The following is an 18,533-nucleotide window of genomic DNA, read 5'->3' as shown; positions in this document are numbered from 1 at the left end:
TCCTTGTCTCATCTTTATTCGACCTCTTCAGCGCTGGCTACAACCGTAAATATGGTTTCAGGCAGCGTGAAACCCTGAAGCTTCAGTAACGCCAGAGGACCGTCGCCCAGCTCGCTGCGCATCACAAACTTCAGTGGATTCCCATCGGGCGTGATCCACATCAGCTGAATGCGGCTCGCATCAAGAGGCGTGATTAGGGCTTTGTCCAGCAGGCGAATGAAACCCCAGTTACCCTGGTTGTTTGCATAGAGCTGCATACCGCTGTTGACGCTTCGCCAGCTGAGCGATACGCCGGGGTAGTAAGTATTCCCCGGCCAGGTGAATTTCTGCCAGCTTTCCATCTGGTTGAAAAAGTCCAGATTCTGCTCATCGAGGATTAACTGCACTCTGGCAACATCCCGTGTAGGTCGCGCCATCAGTTCGAAGTGAACACCCGCATCGCCCTGAGAGAACACGATATCTGACAGTTCCGCCAGCTGATTAATCGCCCGGAGGAAATCCGGACTGACAACCATCCCCTGACTTGTGGAGGGGTTAACGATCCAGCGATTCCCCTCCAGGTGGATGATCCCGCCAAGATTAGTTTTCAGGAAAGTAGTGATTCGACCCGAGTCGCTACGCAGGAACTGAGCCAGTAACGGCAGCGAGGCATCGCTGCCGGTGGCTTTAAAGGGGTATCGTCCCGCAAAGGCCTTATTCCACTGTTCGACAATAGTTGTCTGCCAGCGGGCATTGAGGCTACGTGCAGCCGGGGCAAGTACCTGCCGCCAGGCCAGATCCAGCGGTTGCACAAATAACGACTGGCCAAATCCATTCCACTCCTGACCCAGACTCGCCGCAACCAGACTGCCGTAATCGCGGGTATCGGTCAGATCGATGGCTTTGCCCTGGAATACTGTCTGGGCCAGCATCTGCGACATAGCCTGCGGATCCGGGGCGCTGGTGACCTGCTGAAGCTTGAGCCGCACCTGGGTTACGCGAGCCAGCCAGGACTGGAAACTGAGGTTACCGTTGGCACCTGTGCCATCTTTACCTTCCATCAGCCCCATCAGCGGTCCAAACACGCCATCGAGCGGACCTTTAGGGCCCTGTGCCTGTTCAATAAACTGTCTGGCATTTTTTTTCTGACCGATCAGTTTTTTCGCTGAGTCCACTATCGAGTCGGCAAGTCGTTCTCCCTTCCCCCCCGTTTTCCCCTGCCAGGCCAGCGTGTTCATTAGGGCAACCAGCGGTGACTGGCGGACATCGCCTATCAGATTGAGCTGGGCAATCGCTTCGGAAAGTGACGTAGCTTCCTGCCACTGAATGCTGTTGACCATGTTCAGCCAGGCGTTACCAAAATCGGTAAAATAGCGTTCAGTCAGGCGGGCCTTTAGCGCCTCCGGGGAGATATCGCTCCTTGTCTGGTGCGTCTTATCCGTCAGTACCCAGTCAATTTCATCGCGGCGTGTCTTGACGACCTCGTTAATCGCATCCTGAACCTGCACTTCCCAGGCCTGACGCGTAAACATTCCCGGGACGACTTCGTCAGTGCTGAATACCGTTGAGGCATCAGTGTCGCCGGTCATATCTGCAAGCGTTAAATCAGGCCAGTTGCTGGCCACGCGCTTCAGCATGTCCTGATATAACCCGGACTCAGCGTTCCGCTGGCCAATCTGCTTGAGCAGGATCTGACGGACCGTGCTGATTAATTCCGCGTCAGGCTTAATTTTCCATTCCGGATGAGCCGGGAGGTTCTGTGCGTAGAAACCCAGCAGTTTCGGTGCCAGGTCCTGCCATGTGCCATCCGCCACATTCTGACGCTTCGGCCAGGCTACCAGTACGTTTTTTGCCAGCCAGTCTGCATCTGCTTTGTCAGGACGGGCCAGCATCAGATAACTTTTGAGCACGTCATAGGTGTGCTGTGTGCCCTGCGTACGGGCATCACTGGCAGGAGGCAGTTGCACAAAAGCATTCAGCAACTGCCTGAGATAATCTGCGGTGGCATCCCTCATCAGCTGTGCGTTGTTTATCGCATACAGCGGCCAGAGAGCAGCCAGCGTTTCACTGTCCTGATTAAGACCAAAGCGCGTGTACCATGGGGCGCCGGTCGCCTCACGATGTTGCCGACGGGCAATGGCTTGCTGTAGTACAAGCTGGTTGTGCAGGCGTTCAGCCAGTGGTTTTGCGGTATCCGCTGCCTGCCTCGCCGTTTCCTGTGCCTCATAAATCTGGGTACGGTTAACGATCAGGGACAGCAAGGTACCGGCCCCCCACAGGACAATCAGGGAAAGCAGAATTAACCTCAGCATCTTCAGCCAGTCGACGCCCAGCTTCCTGCCGCTGACGGCATCACAGTCATCAATGACGGCTTTCCATGTCGGCGTGTCGAGGCGCGTGTTCGTCACCGTTCCGGCAACGGCCATCTCAGGGCTGAACATGACTCCGCGTAAACGCCAGGCCGCAGATCCCTGCATCAACCCGCTGAGCAAAACGGTCAGACTGGCTTTCAGTTCGTGTTGCAGGCGGAAAGATAACTGGAGCAGGCCGTTATGAACCGGATTATTCAGTATCTGTGCCATACCGGCTTTTTGCAGGCGCTGGCACAGCGTAGTCAATGCCTTATCCGCATCTTTTACAGTGCCTTCCGGTCCGAATATCACCCCTGTCGCAGCCGTGTCCGCGTCCTGCTGAGCACCTTTGGCTTTGTCAGTCAGCCACAGCCAGACAGGCGCCTGCCAGCCCAGCTGATGATCGGCTTTTTGGCGGCAACGCAAGAAAGCATCCCGTTCGCTATCTGTCGGGAGGGCTGAAGTACTCATCACCTGAATAATGCCATCAACCGGCTGGCGAGATCGCAGGCGCTTCAGTTTTGAAAGGAAGTTCTCATCCGGAAGTGACTGCGCATCACCGCCATAAATCAGTACGTTGCCGTCGCCTTCCTGCCAGAGGTCATGACGCAGACCCGGGGCCGCTTTCTCGACGTCGTCCGGGTTGCCCATCACCAGCAGGAGTCGCACTTTACGCTGCCAGCGGCGTCCATAGCGAAAGCGCAGGTGTTCAGACACGGCGTCTTCGCTGAAGACCAGCTCATCGTCATCTTCTTCACTGAGAATGGTGTTTGCCACCGGAGTGATACTCTCAGCCTTTTTCTGCCCCCACTGGAAATACAACCCGGATTTACCGGCGAAGTCGAAAGCCTTCTCTGTCAGCCAGCCGAGTAAAAACATCGCCGCAACCATAATGGCGCAGAATGTGAGTATTTGTTGACTGTCATACGGCCCGAAGCCGGTGGCTGAGGCCACATTTTCCGGAAAGGCATAAAACAAAAATGCCACGATGGCTGTCAGGAAAAAGGCGACAGTCACAACGGAGCCGATGAGTGTTTTTACTTTTACCTTAGACATTCTTAGGCGATTCCTTGCGAACTTCTTCTTTGGTGATGACGGCGACCCAGATGTCGTCCTTGTCAGCGACGGGTTGGGCGGCGATAACCTGGGGGCCATTATCGCTACATGCAACTGAGGCAAGAGTAATGGCAAGCCAGGGGGCGGAACGTCTGGCATATCCCAGAGCGGGATCAATACCATGATTGTCTTTTGACAAACTGAATGTCACCCCGTTATCTTCACAAGCCATATTCCATCCACTTCCGCTTGAAAGGACTGGACCTGTATACCAGGCCGTTTTTAGCGCTTCAGGAGGTGTTGCAGCCCATAACAGTGCCCTTTTCAGCGTTTTTACAAGTCGGGTTTCCTGTCCCTTTTCTGGGCGATGCAGGCGTACTGCATCTGGATAGCCAGCAGCCTTACGGTTGCTGAGCACCACGAGAGTAATGGCATCGGCATCACCTTCATCAGGCTCCGCCGGCAATGAAAACGTCACTGCGACAAGAATGCCCGGATGCTCCCATCGGTTATCCAGCCAGGCATCAAACGCTGCTAGACCTTTGCCCGCAAGAAGCCTGAAAACCCGTCCTGTTTTTGCAGCGAGTTCATTTTTAAGGTGTTTCTCCACCTGTTCCAGGATATCGTCGTCGCAGTCCAGCATCAGACAGCAGGGAATATCCTTCGGTAGGGTGTCGGTAATTTTTTTTACATGGGCAACGAATGTTGACGTCGCGGAAATGAGCTCTGTATCCAGATCTGACTGAAAACTGGCTAAGGCTGCATACCTGACAGCGGTTCTGGAACCCCGTGGCGTTGAGGCCTCTGAAGCTGTAACGGTATGATTAAGTGCTCTCACCAGTGCACCGGGACTATTTCCTGAAAAGTGTTGAACGCATGTATCGAGTATCCAGGCACAGCGCTGACCCCGACGAGTTTCGCGATCAATAAGCGCTTCGCGCTCCACATTCCGGGACTCAGCCCCCACCTGCTCTGCTTTGTATGCAAACCGGCGCAGGGAGAAAAGCAGTCCCCAGAGACAGAAAGGCAATCCTAGCGCAGTAAACCAGAAAATAAAGCCAGTGCGTTCTGTCGTCCAGTTCCATAGCGTTAACGCAATCCCTCCTGACATGACAAATGCCAGGAATAGCAGCCAGCAGCGGGTATCAGGTCGTGGAACCTTCGCCGCTTTTTCAGGAATGGTATCCAGCAGGACTGGCATACTCAGGCAACCTTTGCAGGAGCAAAAGAACTGATTAATGTGCAGCCACAACCACATTTATGACCGTGAAAAGCAACAGGGATCCCGTTATCAAGATAATCAGGGTTACCTTCGATGATGGTTGTCGGGCCATGTCCTGGTATCGGGCAGGAAACCATATCACCTTTACGCGCCACGCCAATCCCACCAAATATCATGGTGCCAGAACAGGTGATGACTGAACCGCCGTGAGTGGTTTTGTCGCCTTTTCGAATAATCTGCAACATTTGTATCTCCATCTATTTATTGTATGCAGGAAAGAATAAAATAATATTAATTACTCAAGTGTTTCAGCCCTGACCCAAGATATAAGAGGTGAACCTTTTTCATTGATATAGCCATATTGCCCTACCAAATTTACTTTCGACAAAAATTTAGTAAGACTCGAATTTATCCTTTGAAACATTATCACCTCTGGAATTTTTACCTTCGTTAGATGAGTAGTCAAAGAATATATTATCAACCTTCACTGTTTTACCATTATCAAAAAAGTAAATAACTTTATTAAATTTATTGCAGCAATCGTCTTTTGAATTAAAAGCAATGAGTTTTTTATAAGGGTTATATACAAGGGTGCCATTTTCTTTTGATAAGCTCTTATCTTCAGTCAAACCATTATCATCTGAGAGATAAACTGTCTGACTACCATTATTTGGACGATGATCCGTTCTGACTACCAAGTCGTAAAAACCATCACCATTAATATCCACAAACTCCAAAGATGGTGGATCTATAGCATCAGTAACAATTATGCTTGCATTTTTATTATTAAATATTAAGTTTATTTTATAAGCGCCTATATCAGAGTCATCAGACTTAATATATTTAATTCACCGTCTTTGAATGAATTATTGCTTTGAATTGTTACAGGAACACATTTTTATCACACCAATTACCTGTATAACCCTCATCTGTATGAACAAGTGTTATAGCAGCAGTGCCGCTATTTGTATTTTCTTTTAACTCAATAGAATTAGAATTTACTACTCCGTTTAGCAAGATCCTATTTTTATATTTATCATACATATAACTTCCAGAGACAGTTTCTCCGGAAGTAATAAGATTCATTGTAATATTACTCTTTCCAATGGCCCCACTATACACCGAAGAAACTGAATAATTAGCACTCATCACATCCGAAGCACTACAAAATAATGGCAATGCGCATATAGTTAATAATAAAGATACATTTTTCATTAAACTCACTCCAGGCCAAATACATTCTTGGCGATAGATAATTTATTAACTCGATCATCCATATGATTCGGCTCTCTAGCTTTGTCTGGATAATAAGGATGATCTTGGACCACCCATCCATTGACATAAACTGAAACCCAATAAATATCATCCCTGTCAACTGTGTCGTTTAACTTAGGTTTTATATACTTCCAAAAATATCCAGATGCTAATGCGGCATACCGTGGATTTTCTGATAACTGTTTTGCGCTAGAAACTGACGACGTTATGTCAAACGTACTGTCATTAAGCTTAGCCCTGAGATATTCCTGGCACTTTGTGTAATTATCACGGCCAGTAATCTGTAACAATCCCCTACCTTTAAATAGTGGTCCATCTCCGACATGAGTATTACCGAGATCACTACAACCTTCATATGCATTTCCAGAAGCTATTTCTTCTGTATATCTGAAAAAACCTGTTTCGTGGAGAATTTGGGCCATAAAATGTGATTTCCGTAAAGTCGTATTTATTTCAAATAATCTCATAGTTTCATTCAACGGTTCCAAATAAATACTAACTTCTCTTTCTCGATCGGAAGGAAGCATTAATTTTAATTGCTCGTATGTAATAACTTGATCACCATCGGATAATAAAGCTGATAAAAACGAAATCGGATGCATATGCCACGACTCCGGTCCTAGTACCACGCCCTTCCCAGCCACCGCCTACATCCACGTCATTTTATCCAGAAACGCTTCCAGATACTTTTTCCACAACGGCGCATCCATGGTTAATGTCTCTAGGTAGCTCTTCCAGAGCGGGTCATCCTTAGCGTAATACCATTCACTGGCGTGCTTCGCAATCACACGGTACAGATGATCGCGGTACGACACATTATGAACCGCCTGAAGATACTCCTGCTCCGAGTAATACCCGTCGTGATTACTGTCTATCAACTCCAGCAGGCGTTTATAGTTATACTTGTTCAGCGCGTGAGTGGTCCTGGATTCCTCCTGTGCTGCTTTATACAACTGCTCCAGAATACCCTTCACCACGTTGTCCGGCTGTTTGATACCAGCAATATCGATTGTTGTTTACTGGATAAGTTTCATATAAAAGGTAAAGGGATATTTTTTATTCCCTGCTGCATTTGACCATACCCCTTCAAACTGTCCCTTTTCTAATAGACCGTCAAATGTCTCTATTCCCTCAGGAACATAGGCTGTCAACGTCAATCTCGCACCATTCCGACGACCGGTTACATTTATTTTTTTCTTCATTTTTTCATAAAAATAGAAACCTGAAGCGCTATCTTTATCATATTTGAGGTGCATTGCTATTCTAAATTTTCCGTTCAACCTCCCTATATAATTAGCTGAATCAACGTCTGCATCACAGTTACTTAAACATCCAATATCATTCAAATTTATAGCATCAACATCTTTACTATCGAGGGCGATTACAGGGATTTGTTTTTTTTCAACACCATTGGTAATTTTCGACAGATAAAATAAGACATCGTTTTTCACATATTTATTTGGAGCGTATGCCAACTTAATTTTATTAACACATAACTCCGAGGCAACCTGTAATAATAAGCCATCTTTTTTTTCAGGAATTTTTCCTGTCGTTGTGTCGCATTCCTTGCCAGACCATTTCTTTACGTTATTACTGAAATCAACGGAACTCTCAAAATAATAATATTTTACAGGTGAAAGGAGTTTATTTTTATACTTAAAAGCAATAAATTCCATAGCCTTGGAACTATCAAGATAATATTTCAGAAAAACGTATCTCTCTCCATATTTTTGCAAAGTGACACTTTCTGTTGTTTCGTTCATATCAAAATAAGGGAATATTTTTTTTTCATTTTCAGAATCTACCAATTCAACTTCGTAAGATAATTCATCCCCATTCTGTTCCATTTTAATTAAAATTTCGCAAGACGGACTTTCCCTTAAAGAACAGTTAGTAACATCTAAGTCATCATTTGCATGCACATAAAAAGAGCAAATACATAAAATAAGAAACCACATGCTTTTAAAGCGTTTCATTTATTACCACCTCAAATAGCTCAGCATAATCTTTAAATTCATTAGCTTTATCGGGAATACCATCTCGATAACCATTGATGATCAACCTTGCATTAAAATAATCATGTTTACCTGCCCCCAAATAAACATCAAGTGAATGTCCGGCTCTAAAACCGCCATCTTTCATCCCTTTCATCATAATCGAAACAGCAGTGCTTATTTCAAGACAAAGATCTGGATTAGCAACAATATCTATACCTGTTATAGACTTGAATTTCTCATAGGAAATTTTCCATGTTAACTGAACTAAACCACGACCGCGATATTTATAACCATCACCAATATTGGTATTGTGGTTCAATATAGCTCTTTGTCGGTTAGATGCCGTTGGCCCTGAACCATAATCTACTTCCGCCTTATCATATGAAATAGACTCGCTAATTGGTTTAAAGAACAATTTTTGCCTGTAGGCATAAGACTCTATTCTTATTGTAGCAAGCATATAGGAAACGAACTTTTCATTAAAATCGTCAAAATAATCATAATACTGCTTCTTCATTTCAGTTAACAGCGTACGCAATGACTCTTCAGAATCCTGAGTCAATGCAGGGATGGTTATTTTGTTTCCGCGATCATAAAACCCAAAAACTACTGAATGTTTTTCTTTATACTTTTTAATAAATTTTTCGATATCAAACCATTTAGATGAATGTTTTATTGCTTCCAAAAACACAATCGGGTGCATATGCCACGGCTCCGCCCCCAGTGCCACGCCCTTCCCAGCCACCGCCTTCATCCACGTCATTTTATCCAGAAACGCTTCCAGATACTTTTTCCACAACGGCGCATCCGTGGTTAATGTCTCCAGGTAGCTCTTCCAGAGCGGGTCATCCTTGCCGCAGTACCATTCACTGGCGTGCTTCGCTATCACACGATATAAGCGGTCGCGGTAAGAAGTATTATGTACCGCCTGTAGATATTCCTGCTCCGAGTAATAGCCGTCATGGTTACTGTCGATCATCTCCAGCAATCGCTGATAGTTATATTTGTTCAGGGCATGAGTGGTACGCGTTTCATCCTGTGCCGCTTTATACAACTGCTCCAGAATACCCTTCACCACGTTATTCGGTTGTTTTATCCCGTCAATCAGGTCAAAGCTCGCTGGGGCTTTATTCAGCGTCACAAACCCGAGCTCACCTAACGCGTACTGCGACACTTTCTGGACGCTGGCGGCAGGTAACCAGCCACCTTCCGGGCGTATCTGATAATACGCAGCGTCCTGGTTACTGGTCAGCGTATCCCCCCCGGCATCAACACCTGGGACTTTTGCCAGCGTCAGGATCCCCGGAGTCTTTGTTTTTCGACCACCTGCTGTTATTCCGGAATCGCTCTTGTCAGATAGTGGGGCATCGGCTTTCCAGGTCAGATACACCGGCGCATCCTCTCCTGCTCTTCCAGGATTAGTGATGAACTTCTCCATATCATCCATGCTCAGGCACTCTATATGTACCTGGTAGCGCGAGCGCTTGCCGTTTTCTTCCGGTAGCTGATAAAAACCCATATGCCCAAGACTGTCTCCGGCATTGACCGGTACAGGATCTGAAGGTACATACACATCATTAAAAACGGGTCCACTACCGGATGCTGCCGGTGCAACTGGCGTCAGGCTGTCGCCGTCTGATACTACCCATACCCGGTCTCCCTTTTTCAACTTATCCTTATCCCGGCCCAGCGTGACCAGACTGAATGTTCTTGCTGCATCGCCTGGATTCTTACCTGGACGGATGACCTGCTGTGCGGTATTACCGGGCTCGTATGAAAGTGGGAAATCGGCTACCAGGCTGCCTGCATTTTTATATTGCAGAACATCGTCACTGCTCAGATAGTACGCCCAGTTTGTACGCGAAGTGCAGTTCACAACGCCTTCTGACTCATTAGTGAAAGCCGGTGTACATTTTTTCCACCAGGACGGAACAGGCACCGATTCTGTTGCTTTCAAATACCCCTGGTCTGATACCGTCCAGATTCGGGTACCTGCGGCAAGTGTTTCTCCCGCTGTATTCTTCATCTCACGGGTAATGGTTACTTCGGTAAACTGACGCTGGTCGCTGCTGCGAGTCACAATAGTGTCACTCAGCGTGACTATCGTGTCTTTCCCCAGTTTTCCGGCTGCGCGCCCTGCCTGCAAATCTTCCGCACTGGCGTAATAGCGCTGGACGCCAGCCACTTTTCTGTCAGACCGGCTTCCTTGCTGCGCATAAGCAGCATAAGGCGCCAGATTCATATACAGCGTGAAAAATGTCAGTTCACTTTCTTCAGTATCACCCGGCTGGATATAATGTTTCACCAGCACAAAAGAGGTCGACAGGAACAGCTTCTCACCGCGCCATTCAATCGCTGCGCTCTCATAATCCTTACATACGCGCCAGGCAACAATCTCACCATCCGCCATACAACGAATAAATTGTTCCCCTTTATAGAGCTCGCGGCAATATTCATTCTCAGCTTCACTGTCAGTACTCAGGGCGCACCAGGGAATGGTGGCATCGGTAATATGGATACCGCCATGCCACATTCCCTGACTTCCCACCAGATACAGTCCTGAGCTTTCTCCGCCGATCGTCGATAACAACTCTTCCACAGAGGAAAATGGATGACCATTTTTGTTTGACGGTACGGGGTAACTGATTTTGGGTAACTTTGCTGCCATAAATCACCTTCCATGCTATTCACAGGTCCATTTGGCGGAATTTTTTGTCGTGACCGTCACGTCCGTCGTTTTAAAATCCGGCGTTTCCAGTGGCAGACTGCTGCCACTTCCAGGCACAAGGTAACTCGCTACCTTCATCACCATCATCCCTTCGGAACCATGCTCAATGCCGTTCTTACTCAGTCTCAGGTAAGACCCGCCACCGTTCAGTGTCAGGGTTTCCGGGGTGCTGATAATAATTTCGTCTTCACTGCTGGTCACCGTCAGCTGCTTTTCAGAAAACAGGGCCATCGTGTTGTGCTGAGCCTGAATCTCGATGTCTCCCTGGTTGGCAACCAGCTTCGCCCCGTCTTTATGGACAAACAGTCCTAACGCTTTTTCCACCGTCACAGACAGCTGCTTCATCGCACCGATATCAAGATGTTGACCGGCATTGATCATGGTATTGCGGGTGCTGCTGAGCTGAAGATGTTCACCTGAGGTCAGTGCCACCCCCTGCGGAGCACTACCCAGCAGGACCGAAGACTGGAGGTCTTTGATTTTGTCGGTCACAAAACTAATCTGGGTATTGATGTCGCAGACCAGGGCTCCGGCGGCTTCAGCTGCGCTGTTCAGCGCCTGCATCTGGCTGTTGGCCTGGTTAATCTGGTTGATGGCAGGGGCCATTTCCAGCACCGGGCCCCGGGCTTTGGCCTGGGCATCCGCCGTCAGGAACAGCCCTTTTGCCGCACGAACCGCGCCATACTCATCCGTTCGCAGTTCAAAACCGGCCCCGCGTTTTTCACGCTGGCCATTGACCAGGTGCCCCATGTTCAGCTGCGTTTTGCCGTACTCCGTCGCGAGCTTGATATGCTCTTCCTGGCGCTTATCCTCCATCCGCAGCTTATTGTTCGCCGGGGTACGCCACACGTTCCGCGTATGATTCTCACTGGTGACAGGGTCCGGATGTTCTGAATCATGCAGGGCATAAGCGATGTAGGGACGATCCGGATCTCCGCCGTCAAATACGACGGCCACTTCCGTTCCGTCGATAAGCGGGGAGTGGAATCCGTACGTATCACCGGCATACGGTTTCGCCAGCCGCAGCCACACACAGGCATAGCCCTGTTCAGAACTGCTGCGGTCAAAGTCCAGTTTTACCCGGTAACGCCCGTCCGGATCGAGCCAGGAACAGGTGTCGCCTTTCTGTGTGCTTTCCACCCGGGCAGGCAGCGATCCGGATATTACCGGGCGACTGAGCAGCGCCGGACGATAACAAACGGTTTCACTGTAGGGGATACCCTCAAACGTCAGCGTAAAGCTACTTTTGCGCGAACCGCTGGTGCGCACCGTGGTGATGACGATGCCTTCCCTGACGGCATCGGGAAGCGTTCCGTCCGTTTCCAGTACCTGACCCGGAGCCAGATGAGGGCTGGAGGAGTGCCCGGTGACCTGATATTGCGCATTCAGAATGCGTTCGTGACGCAGGCGGGCGAAGTATGCCCCGGTCTCCGGGCTATCAGCGTCACCTGCCGTCAGGAAGGGTTCCGCATAATGGTACGTTTCCCCGGCGGTGATCCCTTCCTTGATGAAAATGCACTCGGCACTGTCCTGAGGTTGTAGCGCTTCACGGTAGTTGTAGTCCCGGGTGGCCACACTTCCACTCACAACATTGTATGCAGCCTGAATATCCCAGATGCTCTCCTGCCCGCTGTCACTCATCCCGGCCTGGTTGCGTAGCGGTAGCGTGATGCCAAATTCATACTGCTCCTGGCTGTCCTGGAAAATCACCACGTCCTGTTCAAGACGGCTGTCCATTTCATAGCGCCAGTAAATGCCCACTTCCGCCAGCAGGCGCTGGATAAACTCAAGATCGGTTTCCCGCCACTGGGTGATGAGCTCCCGGGATGGATATTCCCGGGAGAGCCGGAACTCAAAATCAGGCCCTTCCAGCCCGTGTTTACGCAGCACCTGTTCAACCACTTCAGTGACCGACTGGTTGAGGTAGATCGCGCTCCCTTTCGTATAGTCCAGAAGGGCAATACGGGGAACGATCGTCAGTGCATAACGGGTCTCATCATTCGAGGTGGACACGCGGCGAAAGGACTCCACTACGCCAAAAACCGTCCGTACCGGCAGAGCTGGTGTCCCGTCAAACATCGGGGTCTGGAAAGTAAATGACGCCGGTTTCAGCAATAACGACTCACAGGCAATATCTTTAGAGGAGCAGGTAACCGCCACGTCATAACGCCATGGCTGGCTAAGTGATTCCACCGCGCTGTAACGCAGAACATCAAGGAAATCACTGCATTCATGTACATCAACCCGATAACGTGACTGCCCTGACAGCTGTTGCACCGCGTCGGTGGCCTTCCTGATAAGTGTTCCGCTCATGACGCCTCTCCTTCTGCCTGTTCATCTAATTCCAGCACAATGCCCTGTTCATCATCCCAGGTCAGCTGTAGCGAGGACGGCTTTTGTTTTGCCGCCATATGGCTCAATAACTGCTGACTCAGAACCGGCAGGATCCGCTGGTTAAGCAGGCTGTCGACGTTACGGGCACCGGTATCCGGCAACAGACATGCTATCGTCAGGGTGTCGATGAGGCTTTCACCAGTGTGAGTGGAAATGCCGTAGTGGCGTTGCAGTCGCGTACTCACCTGCGCCAGCTTCATGCCGACGATGGTTCGCATGGCATCCATTACCAGCGGGCGGTATATCACCGTCTGGAAGCGGGCCAGCAGCGCTGGATGGAAATGATCGCGCAGGATCGGGCGTAACAACTCATGAAGATCGCTCTCAGTAGCTTCTGGTTGCTCTTCCAGTAACTGCATCAGCGGGTCACTGCCCAGGTTGGACGTCATCAGGATCACGGTATTGCGAAAATCAATTTCACGCCCTTCCCCGTCCCGCATAAAGCCCCGGTCAAAGACCTGATAAAACAGGTTCATCACATCCCGATGGGCCTTCTCCACTTCATCGAGCAGCACCACGCTATACGGACGCTTACGGACTGCCTCGGTGAGAATGCCGCCCTGACCATATCCGACATACCCGGGAGGGGAGCCTTTCAACTGCGAGACCGTATGCGGCTCCTGGTATTCAGACAGGTTGATGGTAATAAGCGATTTCTCACCACCATACATAACGTCAGCAAGTGCCAGCGCCGTTTCTGTTTTGCCCACTCCGCCTGGACCCACCAGTAAAAAGCCCCCCTGCGGTCCGTTTTCCGGCGTCAGGCCGGTTTTTGACGCCCTCAGGCGCTGGGCAATGGCGTTCAGCGCCGCGTGCTGACCAACAACGCGTTTTGACAGGTTGTGCTCAAGACTCAGTAAGTCCGTATAGCGCCGGGTAAGAACGGTCAGGTCACCTTCCCCCTGCTCCAGCAGTTTCAGCAGCCAGTGCTCAGGCGTGATTTCTGCATGCGCACGGGTCTGACATAAAGAAGCCGCTCCCTCCAGTGCTCTGGCGCAATAAGGGTTAAGTCGTCGTAGCAGGACTGCTGAATGATGTTCCATGTCGTTCCCTCTTGTTCAGGCACGCTACCGCCCCTGGCCGTCAACCGATGCCCATAAGGTTCATGCCGATAAATTGTGAGCCTGCTCTGCAAAGCGTCTGTCTGGCAGGCGCTGTGCGGAGCAAAACAAAAAGGCGGACAGAAGGGATCTGCCCGCCAGAATCTTATGCTGTGGTGCGTTCGTTCCAGGAATCGGAATGAATGATGTTGCCGTCTTTGTAGGTCCAGGTGATTTTTTCGTAGCGCAGTTCGATCTGCTCAAGGTGGTTATGTTTCTCGAAAGAAGGATCCTTGATGTCGTGCATTTTCGGTGCAACTTTCACCAGTTTGACGTTTTCCAGCTTCGTGTTGAAGTACTCTACTTCCTGACCCGCGTCGTTGATTTTGTACCACTTGAATTCAGCAGATTTCAGGGTCTGGCCGGTGGTCACCGCCTTGTACAGATACGGGCTGGAAGCGTCGATTTCTTTGGTGAACAGGAACGGCGTGTGGATACGGGTTCCGGTCAGCTTGCCGGTGTTATTATCGGTCGGGATGTACAGGTTATGCTCCTGCGCCACCACCTCAATGCAGCCCTCACGGTCCTTCACGTCCACGGAACCTTTAATGTCCGCACCACCGTCGTCTTTCAGCCACAGATAAACCGGGATTGCCATGCTTACTTCTCCATTTCTCGAGTAGAAACGTCACGTACATCCTGTGACGCGTGTTTTGCGCCAGGCAGACGACAGGCGTCAGCCTGCGGTACCAGACTGATCTCGACACGCCGGTTATGCGAACGGCCATCAGGCGTGTCGTTTGATGCAATTGGTCGACTGTCGCCGTAACCCTGCACGGCAAAGCAACTTTCCGGTACGTCCCCGGTATCACGCATCCAGTTACGGACGGCCTCAGCTCTTTGCAAAGACAGGGTCTGATTTAGCTGAACGCTGCCGGTATTGTCTGTATGACCGCTGACCACGATCAGCCAGCCCGGTCTGGCTTTAATCCCTACCAGTGCGTTGACGAGTATTTTGGTTGAGCCGTCTTTGAGTACTGATTTGCCGGAGTCAAACAGTGACATGCTGTCAAGTCGTACAATTTTCGGTACCGGTTTCGGTTCAGGGGCGGGTGGCGGCGTCCAGGTATCGATAGCCTGCTGCAAGGCCAGCCACAGACGTTGGCCCGGGTAATAGCCCAGGCTGTAACACAAAGGCTCACCCTGGCGCTGCCAGCGTTCAAGCAGGAGCGCATCCTGCTTCAGGGCGGCCAGTGACTCTGCCTTAGGGCGATAGTGGTTCATCGGGATTGCATTCCAGCGCTGTAAATCGGTACTCACCTGACGGATGAGGTCACGATTATTGAGCGCAGACATACCCAATGCGGTCAGGGCACACAGCCACATCAGCAGGATCAGGCGACGGGTACGCTGGCCCCCCTGCACCGTTGAAGCAAAAGGTGCCAGCAGCGGCAGAACCGCATCCGGAAACAAACTTGCCGGTGCTGTCTGCCCTGTTTTTCGGAAAAAATGTAAACAGGTGCGGGTATATAGCCAGTCGGCCCAGACTGACTCTGTCCCGGGAAGGACGGTACCGAGGCGCATTGCCACGGAGAATGCTCGTTCAGGAGGCGTTAACCGATCAGGCTTTTCCAGCTCATCAGCCAGCGTATTACGGATAAAGGAAAATGCCTCACTGACGGCTGGCAGCGCCAGGAGATTGTCTTCCGCCTGCTGCCAGTCGATGAGATCCTGCGGCGAATCATTAACCGGACAGACAATCGGTTTATCACCCCGAACGATTATCCACGGCGTTTCAGGCCCGGAAAATTCTGCACTCAACACAACAGGCAGAGTGAAACCCGTCAGGGATTTAATCTGCTTACACTGCTGGCGGAGCGTTTTCAGTGTGGAACGAAGAACGGCTTCATCCTGATGATGATCTGGCAGGCAGCGGTACATCACCGAGAGCTGACCGACCTGGCGCGGGAATTGCGTCTGGATACTGCGGACAACGTCAGTTAACCGGTTGACGTCACCGGCCCGCAGCCACCATCCCTGGGCTGTTTTACGCAGAGGACCGCCCTGAAATAACGCTTCCAGCATGTCACCACACACCAGTACAACGGGGCCCTGGGCGTCGGTTAAAGGCAGTTCAGCGGCCGGGAGGGTAACGTCGAATGTGGGCACTTCGCTCCAACAGTTTTTAAACACATACCAGCCTGCCAGAACGAGGATCAGCAGAGTGGACAGACCGTTGAAAACGTTGCCTGTCGGAATGAAATACCACAGCAACCACAGTAGCGCGGCTACGGCTGCTAAGGTGTGTAGGGCTACCGAAATGATGACTGTTCTACGCATTAGCCATGCAGCTCCGGTATTTGTGCTGACAAAAGAGACTGGAGCCAGAGGTGCCCCCCCCACCAGATAACGCCGGTAAGAATGACGGCCAGCACTATCCAGAACCAGACTGAGCGCATCAGACTCCAGCGATGTGTCCCCCTCCGGTGAACAACCAGAGACAGGCCTGCATCAGGCGGAGAAACCCGTTCAGAAAGGGCTTTCACTACCTCATCCCGCTGTGACTGGCTGACCGTCTTCAGGCTGTATAACCCCTGAAAGCCCAGCGCTATCACCCGGTGATAGCAGGTTAAAACGGCCGGGTTCGGTGAGGGCTGACGCAGAACCTCTGCAATGCGATCCCATAGTGCTTCACCAGCCCGAAGCGAGCCAAAAAAACGGGCCTGAAGTGGCGCTTTACGCCAGACCATCTGGCCTTCGTCTACTTTCGGCTCCTCTCCTCCTTCGTTTTCTCCGGGCTTACGGCTCATCACCGTTTCGTCCAGCAGGGCGCATTGTGCGTAGGAAATATGATCCACACTGGCGTCGTCATAACCGGCACGCTCCAGCGCTTCCCGCACACTTTCAACCTGTTTAACGCATCTGTTGTAAAGCGCGGAGCCATTAAGCGTGATGGCGCCTTTCTTAAGCATGGTGACGGTAAGCCAGGTCTCCGTCATTAGCTGGTCGATATCGATATCCTGTCTCATGAGCGCAATACCGCAAACAGTTCAAGTTCCAAATCGCCAAGTAACTCAGGCACATAGAACATACACACCCCCTGCTCCAGCATTTCATGCGCAGCGGGGCTTTCTATATCAAGTGCGAAGTACTGGTTTTCCATGCGTACAGGCAACGCTGCCGGTACCCTGCTCACCGGTATCAACGGGATCCCCTTGAGCGCAGCACCATAGATCTCGCGGACATCATCAGGTGAACCTGCCTGACAGAGTGCCGGAAATTTCTCGGCAACCTGCCAGGCCGGGATATCCGAGCGTACAGAGAGATAGAGATCGGCCTCTTCACGCAGTCGGATATCGTGGAGGTTGGCCTTCCAGGTCTGTCCGTCCGGGCGGGTCATTTCCAGAGCAATGACCCGGGATGGCAGACTTGCCTCCAGCAAACCAGCTATCAGGTCAAACAGCGGAGGAAACGCCTTAGCTGGCTCCTCGTGGTCATAACCCGGTATGGCGTCCAGATCATGGTCCAGGGAAAAGGTCAGCATGCTACCTGCCAGACGAGCGAGCTCAGCCCACACCTGTTCAGGCGGACGGGAAGGAAAACGTTCGTATTCTGTCAGCACTGTGGCGTGAGAATTCAGTGCATTCAGCAACCAGAAAAGGGAAACATCGGCGACGGCAAAATCGGCGAGCCTTTCGTTGCTTTCTCGGCGCATCGTCATCAGACGCTGGCGTCGGGAGCGTAACTGGCGATTAAGCAGCACCAGACGTTCGTGAAGGACCGGGCTTGCTCCAAATGACGCCACTGGAGGAATAAAAGATGGATCCTGTCGCCACGCATTATGTCCATCCCGAATCAGTCTTGCGACCGGACACACTTTCCAGGAATCATTGCTTTCATGGGCAAACCGGATGATGAAATTAAACCGGGCAACTGCTATAGATTCTTCTTCAGAGCCAAAAGCATCCTGCAATGTTACCCACTCTTCACGATAGCGAAGCGGCCGTTCTGAACTGACGCCCTCCTGTTCAACGTTGCTCATACCTGGCTGCATGTGCGGCAATGCAATGACGACAGTTACCGCATCACGACCTGCCAGCTGGCTGGCATCTAACTCACGCGGCGCTGGAGGCAGATCGCTGCTTTGCGCATCAATTAATGAACCATCTTCCAGCCAGAGACGTAACTGCGTAATCTGAATCAGACCGGACGAAAGAAGACTGTCATTAAACTCAATCATTTCCACGCCCCAGGGGAATGGGGACGCCAGCGCTGATGCACCGGCACTGCGAAAAGACTCCCATTCAGCCTGTTGCTGGAACTGTTGAGGGGATAGTAAAGCCCCCTCGTTCCACAGTGGACGATAAATTTTCATCCCGTCCTGCCTTATGCTTTTGCTTTGGGCATCTGAGATACCAGCGACAGATTGACGTCCAGCCCCTCGACCTGGAAGTGCGGCACGGCGTACAGCTTCACGCGGAAGAAGCCCGG

At 50.7% G+C, this 18,533-nt stretch carries 15 protein-coding genes and 1 pseudogene; all 16 read right to left on the bottom strand.

Annotation, left to right across the window (positions count from 1 at the left end):
- Positions 1-14: 14 nt before the first annotated feature.
- Positions 15-3,386 carry an ImcF-related family protein gene (locus tag K5R89_RS24200; RefSeq protein ID WP_217259606.1) on the bottom strand — a complete coding sequence of 1,124 codons (3,372 nt, stop codon included), beginning with the start codon at positions 3,384-3,386 and terminating at the stop codon, positions 15-17.
- A complete protein-coding gene (locus K5R89_RS24195) occupies positions 3,379-4,587 on the bottom strand; it encodes a hypothetical protein (RefSeq protein ID WP_217259601.1) in 1,209 nt (402 codons plus the stop codon). The genes K5R89_RS24200 and K5R89_RS24195 overlap by 8 nt, the downstream gene beginning before the upstream one ends.
- Before the next feature lie 2 nt (positions 4,588-4,589).
- The gene (locus tag K5R89_RS24190) at positions 4,590-4,853 is read right to left on the bottom strand and encodes a PAAR domain-containing protein (protein ID WP_217259602.1); all 264 of its coding nucleotides are present in this window, start codon (positions 4,851-4,853) and stop codon (positions 4,590-4,592) included.
- Between the two features lie 147 nt (positions 4,854-5,000).
- Positions 5,001-5,336: a hypothetical protein gene (locus K5R89_RS24185; protein WP_186978230.1), complete on the bottom strand. Its 336-nt coding sequence runs from the start codon at positions 5,334-5,336 to the stop codon at positions 5,001-5,003.
- Positions 5,337-5,490: 154 nt separating this feature from the next.
- Positions 5,491-5,823, bottom strand: a complete 333-nt coding sequence (locus K5R89_RS24180) for a hypothetical protein (protein ID WP_186978232.1) — start codon at positions 5,821-5,823, stop codon at positions 5,491-5,493.
- 5 nt (positions 5,824-5,828) lie between these two features.
- On the bottom strand, positions 5,829-6,485 hold the full coding sequence (locus K5R89_RS24175; RefSeq protein ID WP_217259607.1) for a hypothetical protein: 657 nt from the start codon (positions 6,483-6,485) through the stop codon (positions 5,829-5,831).
- 45 nt (positions 6,486-6,530) lie between these two features.
- The gene (locus K5R89_RS24170; protein ID WP_254242855.1) at positions 6,531-6,857 is read right to left on the bottom strand and encodes a hypothetical protein; all 327 of its coding nucleotides are present in this window, start codon (positions 6,855-6,857) and stop codon (positions 6,531-6,533) included.
- A gap of 42 nt (positions 6,858-6,899) precedes the next feature.
- Positions 6,900-7,859, bottom strand: a complete 960-nt coding sequence (locus tag K5R89_RS24165) for a hypothetical protein (RefSeq protein ID WP_217259603.1) — start codon at positions 7,857-7,859, stop codon at positions 6,900-6,902.
- Positions 7,846-10,548, bottom strand: a complete 2,703-nt coding sequence (locus K5R89_RS24160) for a hypothetical protein (protein WP_254242856.1) — start codon at positions 10,546-10,548, stop codon at positions 7,846-7,848. The genes K5R89_RS24165 and K5R89_RS24160 overlap by 14 nt, the downstream gene beginning before the upstream one ends.
- Before the next feature lie 15 nt (positions 10,549-10,563).
- Positions 10,564-12,921, bottom strand: a complete 2,358-nt coding sequence (locus K5R89_RS24155; RefSeq protein ID WP_217259604.1) for a type VI secretion system Vgr family protein — start codon at positions 12,919-12,921, stop codon at positions 10,564-10,566.
- Positions 12,918-13,868: pseudogene (locus K5R89_RS24150) on the bottom strand (AAA family ATPase); the annotation flags it as partial. The gene K5R89_RS24155 and the pseudogene K5R89_RS24150, both read right to left, overlap by 4 nt.
- Positions 13,869-14,208: 340 nt before the next feature.
- The gene (locus K5R89_RS24145; RefSeq protein ID WP_048336268.1) at positions 14,209-14,700 is read right to left on the bottom strand and encodes an Hcp family type VI secretion system effector; all 492 of its coding nucleotides are present in this window, start codon (positions 14,698-14,700) and stop codon (positions 14,209-14,211) included.
- A 2-nt stretch (positions 14,701-14,702) separates the two neighbouring features.
- Positions 14,703-16,382: an OmpA family protein gene (locus tag K5R89_RS24140; protein ID WP_048336269.1), complete on the bottom strand. Its 1,680-nt coding sequence runs from the start codon at positions 16,380-16,382 to the stop codon at positions 14,703-14,705.
- A complete protein-coding gene (tssL, locus tag K5R89_RS24135) occupies positions 16,382-17,071 on the bottom strand; it encodes a type VI secretion system protein TssL, short form (protein WP_023290570.1) in 690 nt (229 codons plus the stop codon). Before tssL ends, K5R89_RS24140 begins: the two co-directional genes overlap by 1 nt.
- Complete coding sequence (gene tssK / locus K5R89_RS24130; protein WP_087827693.1) at positions 17,068-18,417, bottom strand: type VI secretion system baseplate subunit TssK; 1,350 nt, start codon at positions 18,415-18,417, stop codon at positions 17,068-17,070. Before tssK ends, tssL begins: the two co-directional genes overlap by 4 nt.
- An 11-nt stretch (positions 18,418-18,428) precedes the next feature.
- A partial coding sequence (locus K5R89_RS24125) for a type VI secretion system contractile sheath large subunit (protein ID WP_179207817.1) occupies positions 18,429-18,533 on the bottom strand: 105 nt, incomplete at its 5' end.

Source organism: Klebsiella sp. TF21-TM, from assembly GCF_019753495.1.
Lineage (GTDB): Bacteria > Pseudomonadota > Gammaproteobacteria > Enterobacterales > Enterobacteriaceae > Klebsiella > Klebsiella quasipneumoniae.
The sequence above is the reverse complement of the archived record's forward strand: the minus strand, read 5'-3'. Positions and strand labels throughout refer to the sequence as shown.

Excerpts from the sequence above, each read along its gene's own strand:
- K5R89_RS24200 (WP_217259606.1), bottom strand. The coding sequence starts at position 3,386 with ATGTCTAAGGTAAAAGTAAAAACACTCATCGGCTCCGTTGTGACTGTC.
- K5R89_RS24195 (WP_217259601.1), bottom strand. The coding sequence starts at position 4,587 with ATGCCAGTCCTGCTGGATACCATTCCTGAAAAAGCGGCGAAGGTTCCA.
- K5R89_RS24190 (WP_217259602.1), bottom strand. The coding sequence starts at position 4,853 with ATGTTGCAGATTATTCGAAAAGGCGACAAAACCACTCACGGCGGTTCA.
- K5R89_RS24180 (WP_186978232.1), bottom strand. The coding sequence starts at position 5,823 with ATGAAAAATGTATCTTTATTATTAACTATATGCGCATTGCCATTATTT.
- K5R89_RS24175 (WP_217259607.1), bottom strand. The coding sequence starts at position 6,485 with ATGCATCCGATTTCGTTTTTATCAGCTTTATTATCCGATGGTGATCAA.
- K5R89_RS24165 (WP_217259603.1), bottom strand. The coding sequence starts at position 7,859 with ATGAAACGCTTTAAAAGCATGTGGTTTCTTATTTTATGTATTTGCTCT.
- K5R89_RS24160 (WP_254242856.1), bottom strand. The coding sequence starts at position 10,548 with ATGGCAGCAAAGTTACCCAAAATCAGTTACCCCGTACCGTCAAACAAA.
- K5R89_RS24155 (WP_217259604.1), bottom strand. The coding sequence starts at position 12,921 with ATGAGCGGAACACTTATCAGGAAGGCCACCGACGCGGTGCAACAGCTG.
- K5R89_RS24145 (WP_048336268.1), bottom strand. The coding sequence starts at position 14,700 with ATGGCAATCCCGGTTTATCTGTGGCTGAAAGACGACGGTGGTGCGGAC.
- K5R89_RS24140 (WP_048336269.1), bottom strand. The coding sequence starts at position 16,382 with ATGCGTAGAACAGTCATCATTTCGGTAGCCCTACACACCTTAGCAGCC.
- tssL (WP_023290570.1), bottom strand. The coding sequence starts at position 17,071 with ATGAGACAGGATATCGATATCGACCAGCTAATGACGGAGACCTGGCTT.
- tssK (WP_087827693.1), bottom strand. The coding sequence starts at position 18,417 with ATGAAAATTTATCGTCCACTGTGGAACGAGGGGGCTTTACTATCCCCT.